The organism is Streptococcus infantis ATCC 700779 (assembly GCF_000187465.1).
GTDB lineage: Bacteria > Bacillota > Bacilli > Lactobacillales > Streptococcaceae > Streptococcus > Streptococcus infantis.
Genome location: NZ_GL732439.1, coordinates 468,016 through 491,127 on the forward strand (window position 1 = coordinate 468,016; position 23,112 = coordinate 491,127).

The 23,112-nt window shown below is 38.9% G+C and carries 24 protein-coding genes and 1 tRNA gene; 20 read left to right on the forward strand and 5 right to left on the reverse strand.

Annotation, left to right across the window (positions count from 1 at the left end; all coding sequences use genetic code 11):
* The first annotated feature begins 47 nt into the window (after positions 1 to 47).
* The 8 genes from greA (at position 48) to HMPREF9423_RS04580 (ending at position 6,566) form a co-directional block, all read left to right on the forward strand.
* A complete protein-coding gene (greA, locus tag HMPREF9423_RS04545) occupies positions 48 to 530 on the forward strand; it encodes a transcription elongation factor GreA (RefSeq protein ID WP_006148148.1) in 483 nt (160 codons plus the stop codon).
* Positions 531 to 612: 82 nt separating this feature from the next.
* Positions 613 to 1,986 (forward strand): amino acid permease, encoded by a 1,374-nt coding sequence (locus tag HMPREF9423_RS04550; RefSeq protein ID WP_006148149.1) that lies wholly within the window; start codon positions 613 to 615, stop codon positions 1,984 to 1,986.
* A gap of 98 nt (positions 1,987 to 2,084) precedes the next feature.
* Positions 2,085 to 2,495 (forward strand): GNAT family N-acetyltransferase, encoded by a 411-nt coding sequence (locus tag HMPREF9423_RS04555; protein WP_006148150.1) that lies wholly within the window; start codon positions 2,085 to 2,087, stop codon positions 2,493 to 2,495.
* 149 nt (positions 2,496 to 2,644) lie between these two features.
* Entirely contained in the window at positions 2,645 to 2,854 is a 210-nt protein-coding gene (locus HMPREF9423_RS04560) for a helix-turn-helix transcriptional regulator (RefSeq protein ID WP_001107501.1), read from the forward strand.
* Positions 2,844 to 3,332 (forward strand): DUF6773 family protein, encoded by a 489-nt coding sequence (locus tag HMPREF9423_RS04565; RefSeq protein ID WP_006148151.1) that lies wholly within the window; start codon positions 2,844 to 2,846, stop codon positions 3,330 to 3,332. The genes HMPREF9423_RS04560 and HMPREF9423_RS04565 overlap by 11 nt, the downstream gene beginning before the upstream one ends.
* Before the next feature lie 107 nt (positions 3,333 to 3,439).
* A complete protein-coding gene (locus tag HMPREF9423_RS04570; RefSeq protein ID WP_006148152.1) occupies positions 3,440 to 4,900 on the forward strand; it encodes a nicotinate phosphoribosyltransferase in 1,461 nt (486 codons plus the stop codon).
* Positions 4,897 to 5,721, forward strand: coding sequence for an ammonia-dependent NAD(+) synthetase (nadE, locus tag HMPREF9423_RS04575; RefSeq protein WP_006148153.1), 825 nt, complete (start codon positions 4,897 to 4,899; stop codon positions 5,719 to 5,721). The genes HMPREF9423_RS04570 and nadE overlap by 4 nt, the downstream gene beginning before the upstream one ends.
* A gap of 302 nt (positions 5,722 to 6,023) precedes the next feature.
* The gene (locus HMPREF9423_RS04580; RefSeq protein WP_006148154.1) at positions 6,024 to 6,566 is read left to right on the forward strand and encodes a GNAT family N-acetyltransferase; all 543 of its coding nucleotides are present in this window, start codon (positions 6,024 to 6,026) and stop codon (positions 6,564 to 6,566) included.
* A gap of 45 nt (positions 6,567 to 6,611) precedes the next feature.
* On the opposite strand, the gene HMPREF9423_RS04585 is transcribed toward HMPREF9423_RS04580, so the two are convergent.
* The 4 genes from HMPREF9423_RS04585 to HMPREF9423_RS04600 all read right to left on the reverse strand — a co-directional run bounded on the left by HMPREF9423_RS04585 (position 6,612) and on the right by HMPREF9423_RS04600 (position 11,338).
* A complete protein-coding gene (locus HMPREF9423_RS04585; RefSeq protein WP_006148155.1) occupies positions 6,612 to 7,694 on the reverse strand; it encodes a M24 family metallopeptidase in 1,083 nt (360 codons plus the stop codon).
* A gap of 114 nt (positions 7,695 to 7,808) precedes the next feature.
* Positions 7,809 to 8,591 (reverse strand): lipid II isoglutaminyl synthase subunit GatD, encoded by a 783-nt coding sequence (gatD, locus tag HMPREF9423_RS04590; protein ID WP_006148156.1) that lies wholly within the window; start codon positions 8,589 to 8,591, stop codon positions 7,809 to 7,811.
* Positions 8,591 to 9,934, reverse strand: a complete 1,344-nt coding sequence (gene murT, locus HMPREF9423_RS04595) for a lipid II isoglutaminyl synthase subunit MurT (protein ID WP_006148157.1) — start codon at positions 9,932 to 9,934, stop codon at positions 8,591 to 8,593. The genes gatD and murT overlap by 1 nt, the downstream gene beginning before the upstream one ends.
* 87 nt (positions 9,935 to 10,021) lie before the next feature.
* Positions 10,022 to 11,338, reverse strand: coding sequence for an FAD-containing oxidoreductase (locus HMPREF9423_RS04600; protein WP_006148158.1), 1,317 nt, complete (start codon positions 11,336 to 11,338; stop codon positions 10,022 to 10,024).
* A 339-nt stretch (positions 11,339 to 11,677) separates the two neighbouring features.
* Here HMPREF9423_RS04600 and cshA point away from each other — a divergent pair, with 339 nt between their 5' ends.
* The 10 genes from cshA (at position 11,678) to HMPREF9423_RS04650 (ending at position 21,624) form a co-directional block, all read left to right on the forward strand.
* Positions 11,678 to 13,252: a degradosome RNA helicase CshA gene (gene cshA, locus HMPREF9423_RS04605; protein ID WP_004252431.1), complete on the forward strand. Its 1,575-nt coding sequence runs from the start codon at positions 11,678 to 11,680 to the stop codon at positions 13,250 to 13,252.
* A gap of 273 nt (positions 13,253 to 13,525) precedes the next feature.
* A complete protein-coding gene (gene codY / locus HMPREF9423_RS04610) occupies positions 13,526 to 14,314 on the forward strand; it encodes a GTP-sensing pleiotropic transcriptional regulator CodY (protein ID WP_006148159.1) in 789 nt (262 codons plus the stop codon).
* Positions 14,314 to 14,889, forward strand: a complete 576-nt coding sequence (locus HMPREF9423_RS04615) for a cysteine hydrolase family protein (RefSeq protein ID WP_006148160.1) — start codon at positions 14,314 to 14,316, stop codon at positions 14,887 to 14,889. Before codY ends, HMPREF9423_RS04615 begins: the two co-directional genes overlap by 1 nt.
* A gap of 77 nt (positions 14,890 to 14,966) precedes the next feature.
* A tRNA-Leu gene (locus HMPREF9423_RS04620) sits at positions 14,967 to 15,052 on the forward strand.
* Between the two features lie 134 nt (positions 15,053 to 15,186).
* A complete protein-coding gene (locus tag HMPREF9423_RS04625) occupies positions 15,187 to 16,464 on the forward strand; it encodes an ABC transporter permease (RefSeq protein ID WP_006148161.1) in 1,278 nt (425 codons plus the stop codon).
* Between the two features lie 13 nt (positions 16,465 to 16,477).
* On the forward strand, positions 16,478 to 17,125 hold the full coding sequence (gene vex2 / locus HMPREF9423_RS04630) for an ABC transporter ATP-binding subunit Vex2 (protein ID WP_004252438.1): 648 nt from the start codon (positions 16,478 to 16,480) through the stop codon (positions 17,123 to 17,125).
* A 47-nt stretch (positions 17,126 to 17,172) separates the two neighbouring features.
* Positions 17,173 to 18,552, forward strand: coding sequence for an ABC transporter permease subunit Vex3 (gene vex3 / locus HMPREF9423_RS04635; protein ID WP_006148162.1), 1,380 nt, complete (start codon positions 17,173 to 17,175; stop codon positions 18,550 to 18,552).
* Positions 18,553 to 18,622: 70 nt separating this feature from the next.
* The gene (vncR, locus tag HMPREF9423_RS04640) at positions 18,623 to 19,279 is read left to right on the forward strand and encodes a response regulator transcription factor VncR (protein ID WP_006148163.1); all 657 of its coding nucleotides are present in this window, start codon (positions 18,623 to 18,625) and stop codon (positions 19,277 to 19,279) included.
* Positions 19,276 to 20,595 carry a sensor histidine kinase VncS gene (gene vncS / locus HMPREF9423_RS04645; RefSeq protein ID WP_004252445.1) on the forward strand — a complete coding sequence of 440 codons (1,320 nt, stop codon included), beginning with the start codon at positions 19,276 to 19,278 and terminating at the stop codon, positions 20,593 to 20,595. Before vncR ends, vncS begins: the two co-directional genes overlap by 4 nt.
* A 147-nt stretch (positions 20,596 to 20,742) precedes the next feature.
* The gene (locus HMPREF9423_RS04650; RefSeq protein WP_004252450.1) at positions 20,743 to 21,624 is read left to right on the forward strand and encodes a class II fructose-bisphosphate aldolase; all 882 of its coding nucleotides are present in this window, start codon (positions 20,743 to 20,745) and stop codon (positions 21,622 to 21,624) included.
* A gap of 133 nt (positions 21,625 to 21,757) precedes the next feature.
* Here the strand turns inward: HMPREF9423_RS04650 and HMPREF9423_RS04655 are convergent, their stop codons facing one another.
* On the reverse strand, positions 21,758 to 22,219 hold the full coding sequence (locus HMPREF9423_RS04655) for a helix-turn-helix transcriptional regulator (RefSeq protein ID WP_006148165.1): 462 nt from the start codon (positions 22,217 to 22,219) through the stop codon (positions 21,758 to 21,760).
* 279 nt (positions 22,220 to 22,498) lie between these two features.
* Between HMPREF9423_RS04655 and HMPREF9423_RS04660 the strand changes: the two genes are divergently transcribed.
* Together HMPREF9423_RS04660 and HMPREF9423_RS04665 are read left to right on the forward strand one after the other, a co-directional pair.
* Entirely contained in the window at positions 22,499 to 22,738 is a 240-nt protein-coding gene (locus HMPREF9423_RS04660; RefSeq protein ID WP_006148166.1) for a hypothetical protein, read from the forward strand.
* Between the two features lie 23 nt (positions 22,739 to 22,761).
* Positions 22,762 to 23,106, forward strand: coding sequence for a hypothetical protein (locus HMPREF9423_RS04665; protein WP_004252453.1), 345 nt, complete (start codon positions 22,762 to 22,764; stop codon positions 23,104 to 23,106).
* Positions 23,107 to 23,112: the final 6 nt, after the last annotated feature.

A 23,112-nucleotide genomic window follows, 5' to 3' on the forward strand; every position in this document is an offset into this window, starting at 1 on the left:
CTTTAAAGCATATATTTATTAATTAAATCAAAAGAAAGTTGAGAAAAATGGTAGAAAAAACATATCCAATGACCTTGGAAGAAAAGGAAAAACTCGAAAAAGAATTAGAAGAATTGAAACTAGTACGTCGTCCAGAAGTTGTAGAACGTATCAAGATTGCTCGTTCATATGGTGATTTGTCAGAGAACAGTGAGTATGAAGCAGCGAAAGACGAGCAAGCTTTCGTCGAGGGACAAATCTCAAGTCTAGAGACTAAGATTCGTTACGCAGAAATCGTTAACAGTGATGCCGTTGCAAAAAATGAAGTTGCTATCGGAAAAACTGTAACAATCCAAGAAGTTGGAGAAGACGAAAAAGAAGTATACATTATCGTTGGTTCAGCTGGAGCAGATGCTTTTGCAGGAAAAGTGTCAAATGAAAGCCCAATTGGTCAAGCATTGATTGGTAAGAAAAAAGGTGATGTTGTTACAATCGAAACACCTGCTGGAAGCTATGATGTTAAGATCTTGAAGGTTGAAAAAACCGCTTAATAGGATAAAAAGAAGGAGTGGGATTTAGGGAAAGCGTTTTCTATCACTCCTTTTCTTAATTCTAAAAACTTAAGGAGACTAGATGAATTCAGAAAATAAACATAAAAAGAAAAGTAAAATGGAGCGTGGCTTAACAAACCGCCACGTTCAGGTTATGGCCATTGCGGGAACAATCGGGACAGGATTATTTCTCGGGGCAGGTCGCTCGATTAGTTTAACAGGGCCCTCGATTGTTTTGGTATATATGATTACGGGTGGCTTCATGTATCTTATGATGCGTGCTATCGGTGAAATGTTGTACCAGGACCCAGAGCAACACACCTTTATCAATTTTATTACTCGCTATCTTGGAAAGGGATGGGGTTACTTCTCAGTCTGGTCTTACTGGCTCTCAGTAGTCTTTATCGGTATGGCTGAGATCACAGCTATCGCTCATTATGTTCAGTTTTGGTTTCCATCCTGGCCATCTTGGTTGATTCAGGTTGTATTCCTAACGATTTTGGGCTTGGTCAATCTGATTGCTGTTAAAATCTTTGGTGAAGTAGAATTTTGGTTTGCTATGATTAAAATTGTGGCCATCCTTGCCATGATTGCAACAGGGGTCTTTCTAGTCTTGACTGGCTTTGAAACGCCATATGGTTCAGCAAGTCTCACCAATATTAGTGAGCAATTCTCCCTTTTCCCAAATGGAGGAATGAACTTTGTCATGGCCTTTCAAATGGTTTTCTTTGCTTACTTGATGATTGAATTTATCGGCGTTACAACATCTGAAACCAAAGATCCTCGAAAAGTCTTACCCAAGGCGGTTAAGGAAATTCCTTTGCGAATTATCTTTTTCTACGGTGGAGCTCTCTTAGCCATCATGTCTATTATTCCTTGGCATGAGCTTTCTGCGACGGATTCACCATTTGTAACGGTATTTGAACTTGTTGGTCTTAAGTGGGCGGCGGCCTTGATTAACTTTGTTGTCTTGACTTCAGCAGCGTCAGCCTTGAATTCAACTCTTTACTCAACAGGTCGTCACTTGTACCAAATTGCCCATGATTCACCAAATCGTTTCTTGAAAGCTATTAAGGCAGATACACTTTCACGCCACAACGTTCCTCAGAATGCTATCATTGCTTCTGCGGTATTGATTGGTTTTGCAGCCTTCATCAATGTCCTTCCAGGAGTATCAGATGCCTTTGCTTTGATTACAGCTTCTTCATCAGGTGTTTATATCGCCATCTACATCTTGGTTATGGTAGCCCATCTCAAATATCGCAAGTCAAAAGACTTTATGGCAGATGGCTATCTCATGCCCCAATATCGCTTGCTAAATCCTCTGACTATGCTCTTCTTCATCTTTGTATTCGGAACTCTCTTTTTACAGGAATCAACTGTAATGGGAGCAAGAGGTTCAGCTATCTGGATTGTTGCTTTTGGTATTTATAGCCAATGGAAATTTAGAAAATAAGTTATAAGCTCATCAACTCAGGTTGATGAGTTTTCTAGTTTGACAGCTCTTGGTAATAAGACTATAATCAAGCTATAAGTATCTTCGAGGAGGTTTGGATGCAGGTAAGATTGGAAAATACAGAATCTCAGAAATCGCAAATTATAGGAGACTTGATTCGCTCCTATAATCGTTCAAAAAGAGAAGTTGCTGAAAGTGAGCCACTAAACCTTTATGTCGAAGATGAACATGGTGAAATCATGGCTGGATTAGTAGCAGAGACTTTCGGGAATTGGTTAGAAATTGAGTATTTGTTTGTGAAGGAGGACTTGCGAGGGCAAGGAATCGGCTCCCAACTATTGCAGCAAGCAGAAAGTGAAGCTAAAAAGAGAAACTGTCGCTTTGCTTTTGTGAATACCTATCAGTTTCAAGCACCAGGCTTTTATCAAAAGCAAGGCTACAAGGAAGTTTTTACCTTAAAAGATTATCCCTACACTGGACAAAGGCACTATTATCAAAAAGATTTGTAAACAGAAAACTCTCTATCATGTAAGTGGTAGAGTTTTTTTGTAAAAAAAATCTCACAAAATGACAGATATATATTGCATAATGTAAAATATATGATATAATAAAGTTGAAAAAAGAAGCGCAACTTTTAAAATAAAGGAGGAGGTAACAAGTGGCTAAGAATTTAAAATTAAAGTTAGCTCGAGTGGAGCTTGACATGACACAAGGTGATTTGGCAGAAGCTGTGGGTGTCACTCGGCAGACTATCGGCTTGATAGAAGCTGGCAAGTACAATCCTTCGCTTTCACTTTGCCAATCCATTTGCAGGTGCTTAGGGAAAACGCTGGATCAATTATTTTGGGAGGAAGAAGATGAAAAATAAATTTTTTTATTATCAATTATTGGATGAAAGAGAAGAACAACTGATGAATAAAGCAGGAGCAGAAAGTTTCCATATCACTATCGTTTTCTTGCTTTTATCTTATATGATTGCTATATTAGCACCAAGTCTTTTTAATCCGACTATGGTTCTCAGCATTAACATTATTGGACTTTTTTACTTCTTCAACCGGGCGAGAAACCTCGGTGCGACCTACTATAGTCGTTTTCATTTTACGATTTTGGGATGTCTATTAATGACACTACTAATCACAACTATTATAATGTTGCAAAACTACCAGTTCAATATAGAGATTTATCAGCACAATCCATTAAACTTCAAATACCTTTTTGCTTGGTGCTTTACCTATCTCTTTTATCTTCCTTGGGTCTTTCTTGGAAACCTAGGTTTAAAGAGTTATGGTGAATGGGCTCAGAAAAAGTTTGAGAAAGATATGGATGAACTTGAGAGTATGGAATAGCTTGTTAGCTTTTTATCCATCTTGGTAAAATGTGTTATAATAGTACTAATTTATGAGAAAAGAAGAAGCATTTTCATCTTTTTACAAATAAGGAAGAAGGACAGTATATGTACCAAGATGACAGTTTAACATTGCACACAGATTTGTATCAGATTAACATGATGCAGGTTTACTTCAACCAAGGAATTCATAACAAGAAAGCGGTTTTTGAAGTTTATTTCCGCCAACAACCTTTTAAAAACGGCTACGCTGTTTTTGCAGGTTTGGAACGAATTGTGAACTACTTAGAAAACCTGCGCTTTTCTGATAGCGATATTGCTTATTTAGAATCACTGGGTTATCATGGTGCCTTCCTGGAATATCTCCGTAATCTCAAGTTGGAATTAACTGTGCGTTCTGCTCAAGAAGGGGACTTAGTATTTGCTAATGAACCGATTGTTCAAGTGGAAGGCCCTTTGGCGCAGTGTCAATTGGTTGAAACAGCCCTCTTGAATATTGTCAACTTTCAAACCTTGATTGCGACCAAGGCAGCTCGTATTCGCTCGGTCATTGATGATGAACCTTTGATGGAGTTTGGTACACGTCGTGCGCAAGAAATGGATGCAGCTATCTGGGGAACTCGTGCCGCCGTCATTGGTGGTGCCAATGGAACTAGTAATGTGCGTGCTGGTAAGCTCTTTGGAATTCCGGTTTTAGGGACTCACGCTCATGCCTTGGTTCAAGTCTATGGCAATGATTACCAAGCTTTCAAGGCTTATGCCTCAACTCACCGTGATTGTGTCTTTCTTGTTGATACTTATGATACTCTTCGTATCGGTGTTCCTGCTGCCATTCAGGTTGCAAGAGAATTAGGTGACAAGATTAACTTTAAGGGTGTTCGTATTGACTCTGGTGATATCGCCTATATTTCTAAAAAAGTTCGTCAACAACTGGACGAGGCAGGATTTACGGATGCTAAGATTTATGCATCCAATGACCTTGATGAAAATACTATCCTTAACCTCAAAATGCAAAAAGCTAAGATTGATGTCTGGGGTGTCGGGACTAAGCTCATTACAGCTTATGACCAACCAGCTCTAGGAGCAGTTTATAAGGTTGTTGCCATTGAAGATGAAAATGGTCAGATGCGCAATACTATCAAACTTTCAAACAATGCAGAGAAGGTGTCAACACCAGGTAAGAAACAAGTTTGGCGTATCACCAGCCGTGAAAAAGGCAAGTCTGAAGGTGACTACATTACTTACGATGGTGTAGATGTTACTAGTATGACGGAGATTAAGATGTTCCATCCGACCTATACTTACATCAAGAAAACTGTCCGTAATTTTGATGCCGTTCCTCTCTTGGTAAACATCTTCAAGGACGGTAAGCTAGTCTATGATTTACCAAGTCTTCCTGAAATTCAAGCTTATGCTCGTAAGGAATTTGATAAGCTTTGGGACGAATACAAACGCGTACTTAATCCACAACATTATCCTGTTGACTTGGCTCGTGATGTATGGCAAGACAAGATGGACTTGATCGATAAGATGCGTAAGGCAGCTCTGGGCGAAGGAGAAGAAGAATGAGTTTGCAAGAGACCATTATCCAACAATTAGGGGTTAAACCTGTCATCAATCCGCAAGAAGAAATCCGTCGTTCCATTGACTTTTTGAAAAAATACCTTAAAAAACATCCCTTCCTTAAAAGTTTTGTATTAGGAATTTCTGGTGGTCAAGACTCGACTTTAGCTGGTCGTCTTGCCCAACTAGCTATGGAAGAAATGCGAGCTGAAACCGGTGATGATTCTTATAAATTTATAGCAGTTCGCCTACCTTATGGAATTCAAGCAGATGAGGATGATGCCCAAAAAGCCCTAGCTTTTATCCAGCCAGATGTGAGTTTGGTGGTCAATATCAAGGATTCTGTAGATGCAATGGCAGCGGCAGTAGAGGCTACTGGTAGTCCAATGTCAGACTTTAATAAAGGGAATATCAAGGCTAGAAGCCGGATGATTGCCCAATATGCACTCGCAGGAGCTCATAGTGGAGCAGTTATTGGTACTGACCATGCTGCAGAAAATGTCACAGGTTTCTTTACCAAGTTCGGTGACGGCGGTGCAGATATTCTTCCTCTCTATCGCCTCAATAAACGCCAAGGGAAACAACTATTGAAGGAGCTCGGAGCTGATCCTGCTCTCTATGAAAAAGTACCGATTGCCGATCTAGAAGAAGAGAAACCAGGATTGGCAGATGAAGTTGCACTCGGTGTAACCTACGCAGAGATTGATGACTACCTGGAAGGTAAACAAATCAGCCAAGAAGCCAAAGCAACCATTGAAAAATGGTGGCACAAAGGCCAACACAAACGCCACCTACCAATCACAGTGTTTGATACGTTTTGGGAGTAAAAAGGTCCGGGGGACCTTTTTAGCCCGAGCCTGAAAATAGAAAAGCGAGGAAGGTCCGGAGGACCTTTTTTGGCTGAGTCTTGAAACAGGAAAACGAGGAAGGTCGGTAACTCGAAGAGTTCGATTTCGTAGTCACACCCCCGCAAGCCAGACAGCTACTGCGTCATAAAATTAGAGGAAACTGTTGTTTTCTCAATGTTTATGAGTAAAGTGTTTTTACCCTGATCCTAGAAATAAGAAAACTAAGAAGGTCCAGTGGACCTTTTTAGCTTGAACATTCAAATAGAAAGCGAGTTACGATTATGAAAGCACTAGGTACACAAATTATAGAAACTGAACGATTGATTTTGAGGAGATTTGTGGAAGGTGATGCTCGAGCCATGTTTGATAATTGGGCTTCACGCTCAGAAAATCTGACCTATGTGACTTGGAATCCACACCTGAATGTCGAACAGACTCGAAATTCTATTGGCAATTGGGTAAAATCCTATGACAATCCAAATTACTACAAATGGGCCATTAGTCTCAAAGAAAATCCAGACTATGTCATTGGAGATATTAGTCTGGTCAGTGTGGATGAAGAAAACTCTAGCTGTGAGATCGGATATATCTTAGGAATGGACTACTGGGGACGAGGAAGCATGACAGAAGCCTTGAAAGCAGTTTTATCATACTGTCTGGATGAGATTGAATTTAAAGAGGTTAATGCCTGCTATGCAAGTTTAAACCCAGCATCTGGTCGTGTGATGGAAAAGGCTGGTATGACTTTTTGGAAGACGATTCCAAATGCAGTTGAACGAAAAGGTTATATCGCTGATAAAATTTATTATCAAATCAAAAAATAAGATGGAAAGTTAAGCTTTTCCATCTTATTTTTTGTAATATACTTTTTAATCAAAATAAAGCAAATCTTTGCTGGTGTTTGTAAAGAGGTCGAAGCCATCCTTCGTAACAACACCGCAATCTTCGATACGGACACCGACTTTACCAGGGATGTAGATACCAGGCTCAACTGAGAAGCACATGCCTTCTTCGATAACCATGTCGTTTCCTTCCATGATAGATGGGAATTCGTGGACATCCATACCGATACCGTGACCGAGACGGTGATTGAAGTACTCACCGTAACCAGCTTTTTCAATCACTTCACGAGCTGCACGGTCAACTTCATGAGCTGTCACACCAGGTTTGATAAAGTCAAGGGCAGCTTGTTGGGCTTCAAGAGTCAAGTTGTAAATATCTTTCTTAAATTGGTCTGGTTTACCAACAGCGACTGTACGAGTCATATCTGATGCATAACCATTGACCATCACACCAAGGTCAAAGAGGAGAAGTGCATTGTTTTCAACCTTGTTAGCTCCAGGAATACCATGTGGATTCGCAGCATTATCACCAGTCAAAACCATGGTGTCGAAGCTCATTTCATAGCCTTCACGTTTCATAGCAAAATCGATTTGCGCAATGATATCAGTTTCCGTATTATCAAGAGAGATATTGTCAAAACCAACTTTAACAGACTTGTCGGCGTAAATACCCGCTACCATCATCTTTTGCACTTCGTCTGCTGATTTGATCAAGCGCATCCGTTGGATCAATGGAGTCAAGTTCTCAAACTCAGCACTTTCAAAGACAGTTTTCAAACCGTGGTATTTAGTCAAGATGAGATTGTCAAACTCAACTGCTACACGTTTGAAATCAAGCTGTGGCAAGGCGTTTTGAATCTTCTTCCAAGGGTTTTCAGAGTCCACATAACCGACGACTGGGAATGAAACAGTGCTAGTTGCACGCTCAACCTCAAGGGCTGGCACAAAGAGAAGTGGTTCCTGGTCTCCAAGGACAAAGAGGAACATTTGGCGTTCGTGTGGATCACTGTAAAAACCAGTGAGGTAATTGATAGTGACGGGGTCAGATACGACAGCGACGTCTAACTTTTCAGATTCGAGATATGTTACAATTTGTTGTAATTTAGACATATGTTACCTTCTTTCTACCCTCTATTTTTGCAAAAAATAGTAGAAAATGCAAGAGAGAAGAGGAAAAGAGCCTAAAAAAATTCCAACAGCTAATAGCATGTTGGAATAGAAAGATTAGTTGAATTCTGCCTTACTTTTCACATCGCTGTATTCTTCAGCGACTTCTTGGCCAAGGATATCCTCATAAGCTGGAAGGTCGATGTCCTGACCATATTTTTTCTTAAGAGCAGTAGTGACCAAGCGATAGGCTAGATTTGCATTACGAGATAAGATAGGCCCGTGGAAATAAGAACCGAAAACATTTTTATAGTGGACACCTTCACCGACCTTTTCTTCGTTGTTTCCATTTCCGTAAACAACCTGTCCCAGTGGTTTTTGGTCATCTGAGAGGAAGGTGCGACCTTGGTGGTTCTCAAATCCATAGTAGGTTTCATCGAATTCTTCATTATGAATTTTAATATCACCGATAAAGCGGTTATTGGTTTGGTTGAGTGTGTAGTGTCCCATAACACCGAGGCCTTCGATGCGTCTTCCGGAAGCCTCTATATAATATTGTCCCAATAGTTGAAAACCACCACAGATAGCAAGAACGACACCATCATTTTGGATAAAGTTATCGATACTTTCTTTTTTGGCAGGCAAATCACCAGCAATGATACTTTGTTCAAAGTCTTGGCCACCGCCGAAAAAGGCAATATCGTAATGATGTTCATCGAAATTATCATGAAGCGAAACGATATCAACTGTTACATGTGCACCCAGCTTTTCAGCGACGTACTTGAGCATGAGGATATTCCCATTATCTCCGTAGGTGTTCATGAGATTCCCATAGAGGTGGGCGATATTTAGTTGGTAAGGATAATTGCCGTCTTTTGAGGAAAGTGAAGTATAAACCATTAGTTCATCTCCTTTCTAACAATCTGACGATTTGCTAGTAATTCTCTGAATTCCAGCATAGCCGTATATGTCGCAAGGATATAGGCATGCTTGCAGTCTTGGGCTTTGATCGTTTTGAGAACTTGTTCCAGGCTACTTGTTTCAGTGATCTTGTCAGCTGGATAGCCAGTAACACGTAGACGACGAGCAATTTCAGAATGACGAACTCCACCCGCATTGATCTCAGGAATGTCCATACCAGTAATTTGCTCAAAGTCAGCATCCCAAATCCAGCTGGTATCAATCCCGTCTGCATAATTTGCATTGAGGAGAACAGATAGACTAAATGGGTAAGGAGCTAGTTTGATCATTTCGATGGCCTGGGTAGCACCAACAGGATTTTTAATAAGAACCAGTGTGCATTCCTTGTCACCGATATGGAAAGTTTCTTGGCGACCGAAAACAGCTCGACTCTTGTCAAATCCTTGTTTAATCAGTTGAGAATCAGCGCCTAGGTAACGAGCGATAGCAACTGCAGCCAGAGCATTGTAGATGTTGTAGAGACCACCGATTTGAATACCATATTCCTGACCATCAATAACAAAGCGAGAACGATTGTTGGTCAACTCAACCAATTCTGTCAGACGGTAGTCCAAGTCAGGACGTTTACATCCACAATTTTCACAGATATAAGCTCCCAAGTTAGCATAAGTATTGAGTTCATATTTCAGAATACTTTGACATTCAGGGCAGAGAATACCTTCAGTATTGTAGTGAGCAAGTTGCGCTGGACCTTTTTCTAGATCAAAACCAAAATACTGAACAGGATTTGAAATTGCAGGCTTGTAGAAAAGCGGACTATCACCGTTTAGCAGAACAGTAGCAGTAGGAACTTTTCGAATAGCGTCCAAAATCATCTTGTAGGTCGTATAGATCTCACCGTATCGGTCCATCTGATCGCGGAAGATATTAGTGATAACGAAAAGACTAGGCTGGATATAGTCACAGATATGTGAGAGACTAGCTTCGTCGATTTCAAGTACTGCTATATTTTTTCCAGTTTTTGAAGATTTTGCAGTCAAGAAAGTAGTCGTAATCCCTGTGATCATGTTGGCACCACTTGGATTGGTTAACACTTGACCATAAATTTCCTTTAGGATACCGACAGTGAGAGCGGTTGTCAAGGTTTTTCCATTGGTACCAGTTATCACAACAATCTCGTAGTTCTTCGCTAAATTTTGTAGAATATCTTTATCAAATTGAAGGGCAAGTTTTCCAGGCAGCGTACTTCCACGTCCAAGACGACTCAAAATAAAATGAGAAGAACGCCCAGCAAGAAGGCCCAAAGTAGTTTTTAATTTCATGTTTCTATTATATCATAAATGCTGGAAAAGACAGATTTGAGATTTTAGAAAAAGAAAAACAGCCCGCTATCGGACTGCTTTCTATAATTAAATCGCAAACAAGTCATTCAAGTTTTCAGCCAATGTTGGGTGAGTGAAGATTTGTTTTGTGAAATAAGTGTATGGGATTTTGTTGTCCATAGCAACAGTAATGATATTGATGATTTCTTGTGATCCTTCTGAAAAGATAGTTGCACCTAGAATTTCTTTAGTTTCAGTGTTGACAACAGCTTTGAAGGCTCCACGAAGGTCACCATTTACATGACCACGAGGCATAGCAGCAACAGGGATTTCCTTAACAGCGTATGGAAGTTTCAAATCAGCTGCTTGGCTTTCAGTCAAACCAACTTGTGAAAGTGCTGGTGTGATGAACATGGTGTTTGGAACATTGAGACGGTCTTCAAGTGTGTAACTGCCATCACCAGCAAGGTAGCTGTAAACAACACGGAAGTCATCTAGTGAAATGTAGGTAAATTGAAGTCCACCGTTGACATCTCCAACTGCAAAGACACCAGGAACGTTTGTTTGACAATGTTTGTCTACCTTGATAGCACCACGTTCAGTTAGTTCAATATCCGTATTTTCCAGTTGAAGTGGCTCTACGTTTGGTTTACGTCCAGTTGCGTAGAGAAGGGCGTCAAAACGGTAGGTTTCATTCTCTGTCACGACAAGAACTTGGTCACCATCGTTTTTGATTTCAGTAGTATGGATATTTTGAAGGAGTTCAATGCCGTCTTCTTCCATGTATTGTTTAGCAAGAGCAGCAATAGAAGGTTCTGCGCGAGGTAGGAAAGTATCTAGAGCGTCCAAGACTGTTACCTTGCTTCCGAGTTTATTGTAGAGACCAGCAAACTCAAGACCGATATTTCCACCACCTAGAATTCCGAGTTTTTCTGGTAATTGTTCCAAGTTTTGGATACCAGTTGAATCAAAGACATTCTTGCTAGTAGACAGTCCTGGAATAGGCAAAACGTTTGAAACAGCACCAGTGTTGATGACGATTGTTTCAGCAGTTAGTTCTTGTTTTTCATCACCGGCTTGAATTTCGATGACTTTGTTTGAAACAAAGTGGGCTTCGGCATCAATGATATCAACTCCAGTACCAGCAATCGTAGCATAGTTTTTACCATTGAGGCGGCTGGTAATTGTATTTTTTGTTGCCATAACCTCGTCAAATGACAAGTTCTTTTCTGCGGCAACTAACAAGGTTTTAGTTGGAATACAACCGATGTTGATACAAGTACCACCGTACATTGCTTTGTTGCGTTCGATAAGGGCAACTTTTTTACCAGCTGAAGCTAGTTTGGCAGCAAGAGTTTTACCTGCCTTACCAAATCCAATAACAATTAAATCGTATGTTAACATTTTTTAATCCTCCTGTTTGATTTCATTCTAGCACAAGAAAAAAATTTTTTCACAATTCTGCTACGGGAAAAAATATTGGACTAAATTAGTCTCACGAAAGCTTTTGAGAATCAAGTTCAAAAAATAGAAAAATCGTTTACATGATTTAATCAAGTGGTTAGACTATCTTTTGGCCCTCTCTTGTGTTATACTAGATAAGTTGCAAAGAAAGCAGTACTTTTCTTTAGTGGAAAAGAAGCAACACGGTCTTTCATAAAAACTGAAAGTACGTCATGACAAGAAAAGTATAAACTAAGCGCTATAGGATGGCTTCGCACCATCTTTAGAAAGAAGAATAACGTGAAATTTAATGAATTTAATCTTTCTGCTGACCTTTTAGCAGAAGTTGAAAAAGCAGGATTTGTAGAAGCAAGTCCTATCCAAGAGCAAACTATTCCTTTGGCTCTTGAAGGAAAAGATGTTATCGGTCAAGCACAGACTGGTACAGGGAAAACAGCGGCCTTTGGCTTGCCAACCCTTGAAAAAATTCGTACAGAAGAAGCAACTATTCAAGCTTTGGTGATTGCCCCAACTCGTGAACTGGCTGTTCAAAGTCAGGAAGAACTCTTCCGCTTTGGCCGTAGTAAAGGTGTGAAAGTCCGTTCAGTCTATGGTGGTTCAAGCATTGAAAAACAAATCAAGGCTCTTAAATCAGGGGCTCATATCGTAGTAGGAACACCAGGTCGTCTTCTAGACTTGATTAAACGCAAGGCTTTGAAATTACATGATATTGAAACCTTGATCTTAGACGAAGCAGATGAAATGCTGAACATGGGATTCCTTGAAGATATCGAAGCAATCATCTCTCGTGTACCAGAAAATCGTCAAACCTTGCTCTTTTCAGCGACTATGCCAGATGCTATCAAACGTATTGGTGTTCAGTTCATGAAAGAACCTGAGCATGTGAAGATTGCTGCCAAAGAATTAACTACAGAATTAGTAGACCAGTACTATATCCGCGTTAAGGAACAAGAAAAATTTGACACCATGACTCGTCTTATGGATGTTGATCAACCTGAGTTGTCTATTGTCTTCGGTCGTACCAAACGTCGTGTGGATGAATTAACTCGTGGGCTGAAAATCCGTGGTTTCCGTGCAGAAGGGATTCATGGAGATTTGGACCAAAACAAACGTCTTCGTGTCCTTCGTGATTTTAAAAATGGCAATCTTGATGTCCTCGTTGCAACAGACGTGGCTGCTCGTGGTTTGGATATTTCAGGTGTGACTCATGTCTACAACTATGATATCCCACAAGACCCTGAGAGTTATGTTCACCGTATTGGTCGTACAGGACGTGCAGGTAAGTCAGGTCAGTCTATTACCTTCGTTTCACCTAATGAAATGGGTTATCTACAAATCATTGAGAACTTGACTAAGAAACGTATGAAAGGTCTCAAGCCTGCAAGTGCAGAAGAAGCCTTCCAAGCTAAGAAGCAGGTTGCACTGAAGAAAATTGAACGTGATTTTGCGAATGAGGAGATTCGTAGTAACTTTGAGAAGTTTGGCAAGGATGCTCGTCAATTGGCCTCAGAATTCAGCCCAGAAGAATTGGCCATGTATATCCTCAGCTTAACTGTTCAAGACCCAGATAGTCTTCCTGAGGTTGAGATTGCACGTGAAAAACCGTTACCATTTAAACCATCTGGTGGTGGCTTCGGTGGCAAAGGCAAGGGTGGTCGAGGAGGCCGTCGTGGGGATGACCGTCGAGACCGTGATCGCCGTGGCAATGGACGTCGTGATGACTATCGTAAAGGTGGACGTTCAAAGGATCGCTTTGATAAAGAAAAGCGTTACCGCAAGGATACTAAAAAACCACGCAATACTTCAAGCGAGAAGAAAACAGGCTTTGTTATTCGTAACAAAGGAGATAAATAACAAAAAAAGCGGTTCACTGAGGTGGATCGCTTTTATATATAAGGAGACCGAGAGTCATATGAAAAAGTAATACGAGAAGTTTGTATTTATATATTTGTTATCTTGTAATATTATTCTATCAAAAAATCAGGAAGCTGTCAATAAGAAATTTATAAAAAATAGGAAAAATTTTCGAATACACTTGAATTGCAATTCAATAAACAATTTTCAGATAATTGTTGAAAAAGTCAGAATTTTATGATATAATGAAAGCGATTATATGCGAGGTAAAAAATGGCACATTTATTAGAAAAAACAAGAAAAATCACATCAATTTTAAAGCGTTCGGAGGAGCAATTACAAGATGAGCTTCCTTATAATGCCATTACACGTCAATTAGCAGACATTATTGACTGTAACGCTTGTATTGTGAATAGCAAGGGTCGTTTGTTGGGCTACTTTATGCGCTACAAAACTAATAATGACCGAGTAGAGCAATTCTTCCAATCAAAGACTTTCCCAGAAGATTATGTGCAAGGTGCGAACATGATTTACGATACGGAGGCCAATCTTCCAGTAGAGCATGATTTGACAATTTTCCCAACTGAGAGTCGTTCTGATTTCCCGGATGGTTTGACAACGATTGCTCCAATCCATGTCTCTGGTATTCGCTTGGGTTCATTGATTATTTGGCGCAATGATAAGAAGTTTGAAGAAGATGATTTAATTCTTGTTGAAATTGCCAGCACAGTAGTAGGAATTCAACTCTTAAACTTCCAACGTGAAGAAGATGAGAAAAATATTCGTCGTCGTACGGCTGTAACTATGGCGGTCAATACACTTTCTTACTCTGAACTTAGAGCAGTATCGGCTATTCTAGCTGAATTAAATGGTAATGAAGGTCAATTAACAGCTTCAGTCATTGCAGACCGTATCGGTATCACTCGTTCTGTAATTGTTAATGCCCTTCGTAAACTTGAATCGGCAGGGATTATTGAGAGTCGTTCTCTTGGTATGAAAGGAACTTATCTCAAAGTTCTAATTCCAGATATTTTTGAAGAAGTGAAAAAGAGGAACTATTAATGGCTAAGGCTTTAATTTCTATTGACTATACAGAAGATTTTGTAGCGGACCATGGGAAACTGACTGCGGGAGCTCCAGCTCAAGCAATATCTGATGATATATATGGGGTGACCCAAAAGGCTTTTGAACGTGGAGATTATATCTTTTTTACCATCGATGCTCATGAAGAAAATGATGTTTTTCATCCTGAAAGTAAGCTGTTCCCGCCTCATAATATTATTGGGACTAGTGGACGAAACTTGTATGGCAAGTTAGCAGACTTTTATCAGGAGCATGCTAGAGATAGTCGTGTTTTCTGGATGGACAAACGTCACTATTCGGCCTTTTCTGGAACAGATTTGGATATCCGTCTCAGAGAGCGTAGAGTAGATACAGTCATTTTGACAGGAGTTCTTACAGATATCTGTGTCTTGCATACGGCCATTGATGCTTATAATCTTGGTTATCAGATAGAAGTTGTCAAACCAGCAGTTGCATCCATTTGGCCTGAAAATCATGCCTTTGCACTTGGACATTTTAAGAATACACTTGGTGCGAAATTGGTTGATGAAAATTTGCTTGAAATTACAGAATAATACATTTCAAGATGAAAAAATCTGAAAAAAGTCTTGACAATTTTTTTCAAAGTTGATATACTAGTAAAGTAATCGACGCGGGGATGGCGGAATTGGCAGACGCGCAGGACTAAGGATCCTGTGACCGCTTTAGGTCGTGAGGGTTCAAGTCCCTCTCTCCGCATAGCAGATGAGCTAGTTTGACTAGCTTTTTATTTTTCATAAAAAAGAGCAAAAATATTTTTGCTCTTTTTTTGGTATTTCATAAACATTTCATATTTGAATATTATAATGGTTTTACAAATATGGAGGTGCTATATGAATCCCACTCAAAGAGCTTGGGCTTACGTCAGCAGAAAACGACTGAGAAGTCTCATATTATTCTTGATTCTATTTGTTTTATTGGCTGGAATATCAGCTTGTTTGACGCTCATGAAGTCCAACAAAACAGTAGAAAATAATCTCTATCGCTCATTGAATACGTCTTTTTCTATTAAAAGAGTAGAAGCAGATCAGACCTTTCAACTGTCTCAACTAGATGACCTTAAAAACATAAAGGGACTTGAGAAGATTTCACCTGAGCTAGAAACAATAGCCAAGTTAACTGACAAAGAAGTCGTTACTGGAGAACAAAGTATCCAAAGGGATGATTTGACAGAGGCTGAAAAAAATCTTATCAGTTTGATTGCTTTGGAAGATTCTTCCAAGGATGTTTCTTTTACAAGTTCCGCCTTTAGTCTTAAAGAAGGAAGACACCTCGAAAAAGGAGATAGTCAGAAAATCTTAGTCCATGAAGAATTAGCTAAGAAGAATAACTTAAAACTTGGGGATAAGATTAGTTTAAATCCTGCTCAAGTTGAAGGAAATAGTGGACAAAGGCTAGACTATGAAATCGTAGGTATTTTCTCAGGTAAGAAGCAAGAGAAATTCACTGGTCTTTCGTCAGATTTTAGTGAAAATACGGTCTATACAGACTTCGAAAGTAGCCAAACTCTTCTTGGAAATAAGGAAGCTCAAGTTAGCGCCGCTCGTTTTTATTTAGAAAATCCAAAAGATATGGATAGTATTATTCAAGAGGTTGAAAAGTTATCCCTGGAAAACCAAGGCTATCAAGTTGAAAAGGAAAATAAGGCTTTTGAACAAATTAAGGATTCAGTTTCGACCTTCCAAACCTTCCTACAGATTTTCCTCTATGGCATTATGATCGCTGGTGTGGGAGCACTGGTTTTGGTCTTGTCCCTTTGGTTACGAGAGCGAGTCTACGAGGTTGGTATTTTATTGGCACTAGGTAAAGGGAAAATAGCAATCTTTAGCCAATTCTGCCTGGAAGTCATCCTAGTTTCATTGGCAGCTATTCTGCCAGCATTTGTGGCTGGGAATGCCATTACTTCCTATCTCTTGAAGACTGTACTAGCAAGCAGCGACCAAGCTGCACTACAAGATACGCTAGCAAAAGCAACGAATCTTTCAACAAGTCTTTTATCATTTGGAGAATCTTATATCTTCCTACTTATAATCAGCTGCTTGTCAGTTGCACTTTGTTTCCTATTTTTATTTAGAAAATCACCGAAAGAAATTTTATCATCCATCAGTTAATAAAGGAGAAATCATGACTTTACTACAATTACAAGATCTTACTTATCGTTATAAAAACACTGCAGAAGCAGTATTATATAAAATCAATTACGATTTTGAACCTGGTAAGTTTTATAGTATTATCGGAGAATCAGGAGCTGGGAAGTCAACACTCTTATCTCTATTAGCAGGACTTGATAGCCCAGTCGAAGGAGCTATCTTATTCGAAGGCAAGGATATTCGTGAACAAGGTTATTCTTATCATCGCATGCACCACATCTCGCTAGTTTTCCAAAACTATAACTTGATTGATTATCTTTCTCCATTGGAAAATATCCGCTTGGTTAATAAAAAAGCTAGCAAGGATACCCTTCTTGAACTTGGTTTAGATGAAAGTCAAATCAAGAGGAATGTTCTCCAATTATCAGGAGGGCAGCAACAACGTGTTGCCATTGCTCGTAGCCTTGTATCGGAAGCACCAGTGATTTTAGCAGATGAACCAACAGGAAACTTGGATCCTAAGACTGCTGGGGATATCATCGATTTGCTCAAATCTCTCGCTGAGAAAACAGGCAAGTGTGTGATCGTTGTGACCCACAGCAAGGAAGTAGCACAGGCGTCAGATATTACACTTGAATTGAAGGATAAGAAACTGACTGAAACAAGAAAAAATAGTAACTAAAACATTTAAACATATTAAAAACTGAAGTAAATCTAGAAAGGAATCTTATGTTACACAACGCATTTGCCTATGTCACAAGAAAATTTTTTAAGTCGCTTGTGATCTTTCTTATCATTCTCTTGATGGCTAGTTTGAGTTTGGTCGGCTTGTCTATCAAGGGAGCGACAGCCAAGGCTTCTCAAGAAACCTTTAAAAATATCACCAATAGTTTCTCCATGCAAATCAACCGCAGGGTCAATCAAGGAACTCCACGTGGTGCGGGGAATATCAAGGGTGAAGATATCAAAAAAATTACTGAGAATAAGGCCATTGAATCCTACATCAAACGGATTAATGCTATCGGTGATTTGACAGGCTATGAACTGATTGAAACGCCTGAAACCAAGAAAAATCTAACTGCAGATCGAGCTCAACGTTTTGGAAGTAGCTTGATGATAACAGGGGTTAATGACTCTTCTAAAGAAGACAAGTTTGTGTCAGGCTCTTACAAACTAGTCGAAGGTGAGCATTTAACAAAAGATGACAAATACCAGATTCTCATGCACAAAGACTTGGCTGCTAAACATGGCTGGAAAGTTGGCGACAAGGTCAAACTGAACTCCAATATCTACGATGCAGATAATGAAAAAGGAGCCAAGGAAACAGTAGAAGTAACGATCAAAGGACTTTTTGATGGGCACAACAAATCTGCTGTAACCTATTCACAAGAACTCTATGAGAATACAGCTATCACAGATATTCACACAGCAGCCCAACTCTATGGTTATACAGAAGATACAGCTATTTATGGAGATGCTACCTTCTTTGTGGCTGGAGATAAGAACCTAGATACTGTCATGCAAGAATTAGGGTCTATCAACGGCATCAACTGGAAGATGTATAGCTTGATTAAGAGTTCATCTAACTATCCTGCCCTCGAACAATCTATCTCAGGCATGTACAAGATGGCTAATCTTCTCTTCTGGGGTAGCTTGAGCTTCTCAGTTCTTCTACTCGCTCTCTTACTCACCCTATGGATTAACGCTCGTCGTAAAGAGGTTGGAATTCTCCTTTCAATTGGTCTAAAACAAGCAAGTATTCTAGGACAATTTATCACAGAAGCAGTTATGATTGCAATTCCAGCACTAATTTCAGCTTACTTCTTGGCTAACTATACTGCTCGTGCCATTGGAAATACAGTTCTTGCAAATGTCACATCAGATGTGGCTAAGCAAGCTAGTAAGGCAGCCCAGGCCTCTAATCTTGGTGGTGGTGCAGAAGTTGATGGCTTTAGCAAGACTCTTTCAAGTTTGGATATTTCCATTCAACCTTCTGACTTTGCTATCATCTTTGTACTTGGCTTGGTTCTAGTAGTACTAGTTATGGCACTTGCTTCAAGTAATCTCCTCTTTAAACAACCAAAAGAACTTTTGATAGATAGTGAATAAAAAACATGCTACCTATTCTCATTCAAATGAGATATAATATAGGTAGCATTTTTGATAGAAAAGGATTTATATGAAAATTCTAATTGTAGAAGATGAAGACATGATCCGTGAGGGAATTAGTGATTATTTGACGGATTGTGGCTATGAAACCATTCAGGCAGCAGATGGCCTTGAGGCTTTAAAACAATTTTCCAATCACCAAGTTGCCTTGGTTCTCTTAGATATTCAAATGCCGAAACTCAATGGTTTAGAGGTTTTGTCAGAAATCCGTAAAAGCAGTCAAGTTCCGGTCTTGATGTTGACAGCCTTTCAGGACGAAGAATATAAGATGAGTGCCTTTGCTGCATTAGCAGATGGATATTTGGAAAAGCCTTTTTCCCTATCTTTATTAAAGGTACGAGTGGATGCCATCTTTAAGCGTTATTATGATACTGGTCGTATTTTTACCTATAGGGACACCCAGGTAGACTTTGACAGTTATAGCGCTAAAGTAGCAGGTCAAGAAGTTGCAGTGAATGCAAAAGAACTAGAAATTTTAGACTATCTGGTTAAAAATGAAGGTCGAGCCTTAACACGGTCGCAGATTATCGATGCTGTATGGAAGATGACAGATGAGGTTCCTTTTGACAGAGTGATCGATGTCTATATCAAGGAACTACGGAAAAAATTGGATTTAGACTGTATTCTTACCGTGCGCAATGTTGGTTATAAATTGGAGAGAAAATGAGACGTTCAGGTTTATTTAAAAAAATTTTTATCTATACCTTCTCGGTATTTTCTACCTTGGTCATTTGTTTGCATTTGGCCATCTATTTCCTCTTTCCTCCGACCTATCTCAGTCACCGTCAGGAGAGCATAGGGCAAAAGGCTACAGAAATTGCCCAGTCTCTCCAAGGCAAAGATAGTCAAGCTATTCAGGAAGTCCTTGAACTTTATTCTAAAAGCAGTGATATTAAGGGAGCTGTTAAGGGAGAGATGACTCAGGATAAGTTGGAAGTCAATGATAATCTTCCCATTGATAAACAACGACAGACGGCCTCCTTAGTTATTGAGGAAAGAGAAGTTCAAACTAAGGATGGTCAGACGATGACCTTGCAGTTTTTAGCTTCTATGGATTTGCAGAAAGAAGCAGAAGACATCAGTCTTCAATTTCTACCTTATACTTTATTAGCGTCTTTCATCATTTCGCTCCTCATCGCCTTTATCTATGCTAGAACCATTGTTGCTCCTATTTTGGAAATCAAACGAGTGACTCGACGGATGATGGATTTGGATGCAGAAGTGAGGTTGCGCGTGGATTCTAAGGATGAAATTGGAGATCTTAAAGAACAAATCAACAGCCTTTATCAGCATCTCTTGACTGTGATTGCAGATTTGCATGAGAAAAACGAGGCCATTCTCCAGCTGGAAAAGATGAAGGTTGAGTTTTTACGAGGAGCTTCCCACGAACTGAAAACGCCTCTAGCTAGTCTAAAGATTCTTCTGGAGAATATGAAAGCCAATATTGGACGCTATAAAGATCGGGACCATTATCTGGGAGTTTCTTTGGGGATTGTGGATGATTTGAGTCACCATGTCCAGCAAATCTTATCCCTTTCTTCAGTGCAAGAATTGCGAGATAAGAAAGAAGAAATCAACCTTTTTGAAATGACAGATTTTCTCTTAAAGGATTATGATTTATTAGCTAAAGAGAGGGAAATATCAGTTGTGAATCAACTGACTGACCAACAAACTTATCTAAATCCTTCGGTACTCAAGCTGATTCTTTCCAATCTTATCAGTAATGCTGTGAAACACTCTGTTCAAGGTGGTTATTTAAAAATTGGGACAGAAGATGGCTGGGTTTTCATTGAGAACGCCTGTACACCTGAGGAGCAAGATAAGTTTGAACAATCCTTTACAGTATCTAGTCGACAAAGTAAGGGAGCTGGTTTGGGACTATTTGTAGTTAAAAGTTTATTGGAAAACGAAGAAATTGACTATCGATTTGAACGCTATGAAGACCACTTAGCCTTTTATATGAACCTACCCAAAGACCTGTAAGATTAGGACTTTGAGGAGAGTTCCATATTTTTAGATAGAAGAAATTCAATCTAAACTACAGGAAAAACTAGATTTTTTTGTCAAAAAGTGATAAAATGAACAATGTAAATGGGATATCCCATAAAAATATACAGGAGGCCTGATAAAATGGCAATCGTTTCAGCAGAAAAATTTGTCCAAGCAGCTCGTGACAACGGTTATGCAGTTGGTGGATTTAACACAAACAACCTTGAGTGGACTCAAGCTATCTTGCGCGCAGCAGAAGCTAAAAAAGCTCCAGTTTTGATCCAAACTTCAATGGGTGCTGCTAAATACATGGGTGGTTACAAAGTTGCTCGCAACTTGATCGCTAACCTTGTAGAATCAATGGGTATCACTGTACCAGTAGCTATCCACCTTGACCACGGTCACTACGAAGATGCACTTGAGTGTATCGAAGTTGGTTACACTTCAATCATGTTTGACGGTTCACACCTTCCAGTTGAAGAAAACCTTAAATTGGCTAAAGACGTAGTTGAAAAAGCACACGCTAAAGGTATCTCAGTAGAAGCTGAAGTTGGTACTATCGGTGGTGAAGAAGACGGAATCATCGGTAAAGGTGAATTGGCTCCAATCGAAGACGCTAAAGCAATGGTTGCAACTGGTATTGACTTCTTAGCAGCTGGTATCGGTAACATCCACGGTCCTTACCCTTCAAACTGGGAAGGTCTTGACCTTGACCACTTGCAAAAATTGACAGAAGCTCTTCCAGGCTTCCCAATCGTATTGCACGGTGGATCAGGTATTCCTGATGACCAAATCCAAGCAGCTATCAAACTTGGTGTTGCTAAAGTTAACGTTAACACTGAATGCCAAATCGCATTCGCTAACGCAACTCGTAAATTTGCTCGTGACTACGAAGCAAACGAAGCAGAATACGACAAGAAGAAACTCTTCGACCCACGTAAATTCTTGGCTGACGGTGTAAAAGCTATCCAAGCATCAGTTGAAGAACGTATCGACGTATTCGGTTCAGAAGGTAAAGCTTAATCTAGCTGAACAATACAAAACGAAACCCGCCTGTGAAGGTGGGTTTTTTGTGTTTACAGAAAACTTCTTTTATCGCACATAAAAAAGCAAAAACAACTAGAAGTTTTTTGCTTTTTGTTTTAAGAACTAAATATTATTTCTTGTCATTTGAGTTCATTAAGGCTGCAACAACTGTTGCCCCAATAATTGGTGCAAGAGAACCAATTATTCTAGAAGCATTTTTAACAGTAGAAGTGGTTGCAATTAATGAAGATGCTTCACTAATTTGTTCAAAATCTACTGATTTATTCTCAGACACCGCATATTTTTCTGATTCATCAAAAAAATTTAGCAACAACTCTGCTCTATCAGCTCTGTCTTGATCAGTAGTTTTTAAATTTTCAATTTCAAAATCTATTACGGTACGTAATGCAATATAGTGGAGTTTTGTTAATCTACTTTTTTGAGTTTCAAGATTACTGATGGTTTGTTTAGTAACTCCTATAAGATTGCTGAGATCTGAACTTGTCCAATTCAAAATTTCTCGAATAGCTTTTAAGTTATTTTGTAGAATTGCTCTTGTATCTTCTGTTGATGGATATTTTTCTTTTAACATATCTTTTACCTATAATTTTCTACTTCTATTATAACAAAAATAAAATAAAATTTAAATAGTTGACTAATCAAAAATATTTTATTTGATAAAAAATAAAATATTTGTTAAAAATACTTGACAAGTATAATATTCTATATTATACTGTATCTAATAAAAGTAGAAGGGATTTAAATTATAAGATTGGTTATTACAAAGTATAAAATAAAGAGGAATTTATAATATTGTCTTCTTTATGATTAACAGTAAAACTATTTATAAAAAATAAAGAGGAGTTTTTTTATGGATATTCAATTGGCGTTTATCTTATTGTTAATTTCTTTGTGTTTCTTTCTATTGGTTAGAAAGAACATAATTACTAAAAAGTTTACGGAATTTTTGATAAAAAATAGATGTCCAGAACTGGACTTCTTAGAGTCTAGTGAATTCAGTGTTTTAGAATGTGCAAAAATATTGAACAAAAAATATAAAATTGGTTTGATTAATTCATATATTGTGGTTAATTCAATAAAAGTAGGTTAATATAAAATAAATGGGTAGTTATAATGGATGAACTTGTAAAAAAAATAGCAGCTTTTGGTTTACCTGGCGTAGTATTAATGATAGCAATGAGTGCGACAGGATTAGCAGGTGGGGCAGCATTGACAACAGCCTTAGCTGCACTTGGACCTTTTGGAATGATAGGAGGAATAGTTCTTTTAGCAACTATTGGTTTATTAGCCGATAAAATAGCGGAGTTAGGTTATGAAGAAGTTACAAAGCTTGTTCTTAAAGAACATCTTAAAACATCTTCTAAGGAAGAAGCTATTGAATTGGTTAAAAAATATCCTATTACAAAATCTATGAAATTAAAAATAATTGACTACATTGAAAATTTTAATGAAAATTAAAAAGAG

What these genes read in the sequence shown, in the direction of transcription:
- vncS (WP_004252445.1), top strand. Translation starts at nt 19,276, where the DNA reads ATGAGACGTTCAGGTTTATTTAAAAAAATTTTTATCTATACCTTCTCG.
- vncR (WP_006148163.1), top strand. Translation starts at nt 18,623, where the DNA reads ATGAAAATTCTAATTGTAGAAGATGAAGACATGATCCGTGAGGGAATT.
- murT (WP_006148157.1), bottom strand. Translation starts at nt 9,934, where the DNA reads ATGAAATTAAAAACTACTTTGGGCCTTCTTGCTGGGCGTTCTTCTCAT.
- HMPREF9423_RS04650 (WP_004252450.1), top strand. Translation starts at nt 20,743, where the DNA reads ATGGCAATCGTTTCAGCAGAAAAATTTGTCCAAGCAGCTCGTGACAAC.
- HMPREF9423_RS04585 (WP_006148155.1), bottom strand. Translation starts at nt 7,694, where the DNA reads ATGTCTAAATTACAACAAATTGTAACATATCTCGAATCTGAAAAGTTA.
- HMPREF9423_RS04625 (WP_006148161.1), top strand. Translation starts at nt 15,187, where the DNA reads ATGAATCCCACTCAAAGAGCTTGGGCTTACGTCAGCAGAAAACGACTG.
- HMPREF9423_RS04565 (WP_006148151.1), top strand. Translation starts at nt 2,844, where the DNA reads ATGAAAAATAAATTTTTTTATTATCAATTATTGGATGAAAGAGAAGAA.
- HMPREF9423_RS04660 (WP_006148166.1), top strand. Translation starts at nt 22,499, where the DNA reads ATGGATATTCAATTGGCGTTTATCTTATTGTTAATTTCTTTGTGTTTC.
- HMPREF9423_RS04615 (WP_006148160.1), top strand. Translation starts at nt 14,314, where the DNA reads ATGGCTAAGGCTTTAATTTCTATTGACTATACAGAAGATTTTGTAGCG.
- HMPREF9423_RS04580 (WP_006148154.1), top strand. Translation starts at nt 6,024, where the DNA reads ATGAAAGCACTAGGTACACAAATTATAGAAACTGAACGATTGATTTTG.
- gatD (WP_006148156.1), bottom strand. Translation starts at nt 8,591, where the DNA reads ATGGTTTATACTTCACTTTCCTCAAAAGACGGCAATTATCCTTACCAA.
- vex3 (WP_006148162.1), top strand. Translation starts at nt 17,173, where the DNA reads ATGTTACACAACGCATTTGCCTATGTCACAAGAAAATTTTTTAAGTCG.
- HMPREF9423_RS04555 (WP_006148150.1), top strand. Translation starts at nt 2,085, where the DNA reads ATGCAGGTAAGATTGGAAAATACAGAATCTCAGAAATCGCAAATTATA.
- codY (WP_006148159.1), top strand. Translation starts at nt 13,526, where the DNA reads ATGGCACATTTATTAGAAAAAACAAGAAAAATCACATCAATTTTAAAG.
- HMPREF9423_RS04570 (WP_006148152.1), top strand. Translation starts at nt 3,440, where the DNA reads ATGTACCAAGATGACAGTTTAACATTGCACACAGATTTGTATCAGATT.
- HMPREF9423_RS04665 (WP_004252453.1), top strand. Translation starts at nt 22,762, where the DNA reads ATGGATGAACTTGTAAAAAAAATAGCAGCTTTTGGTTTACCTGGCGTA.
- greA (WP_006148148.1), top strand. Translation starts at nt 48, where the DNA reads ATGGTAGAAAAAACATATCCAATGACCTTGGAAGAAAAGGAAAAACTC.
- HMPREF9423_RS04655 (WP_006148165.1), bottom strand. Translation starts at nt 22,219, where the DNA reads ATGTTAAAAGAAAAATATCCATCAACAGAAGATACAAGAGCAATTCTA.
- HMPREF9423_RS04550 (WP_006148149.1), top strand. Translation starts at nt 613, where the DNA reads ATGAATTCAGAAAATAAACATAAAAAGAAAAGTAAAATGGAGCGTGGC.
- vex2 (WP_004252438.1), top strand. Translation starts at nt 16,478, where the DNA reads ATGACTTTACTACAATTACAAGATCTTACTTATCGTTATAAAAACACT.
- nadE (WP_006148153.1), top strand. Translation starts at nt 4,897, where the DNA reads ATGAGTTTGCAAGAGACCATTATCCAACAATTAGGGGTTAAACCTGTC.
- HMPREF9423_RS04600 (WP_006148158.1), bottom strand. Translation starts at nt 11,338, where the DNA reads ATGTTAACATACGATTTAATTGTTATTGGATTTGGTAAGGCAGGTAAA.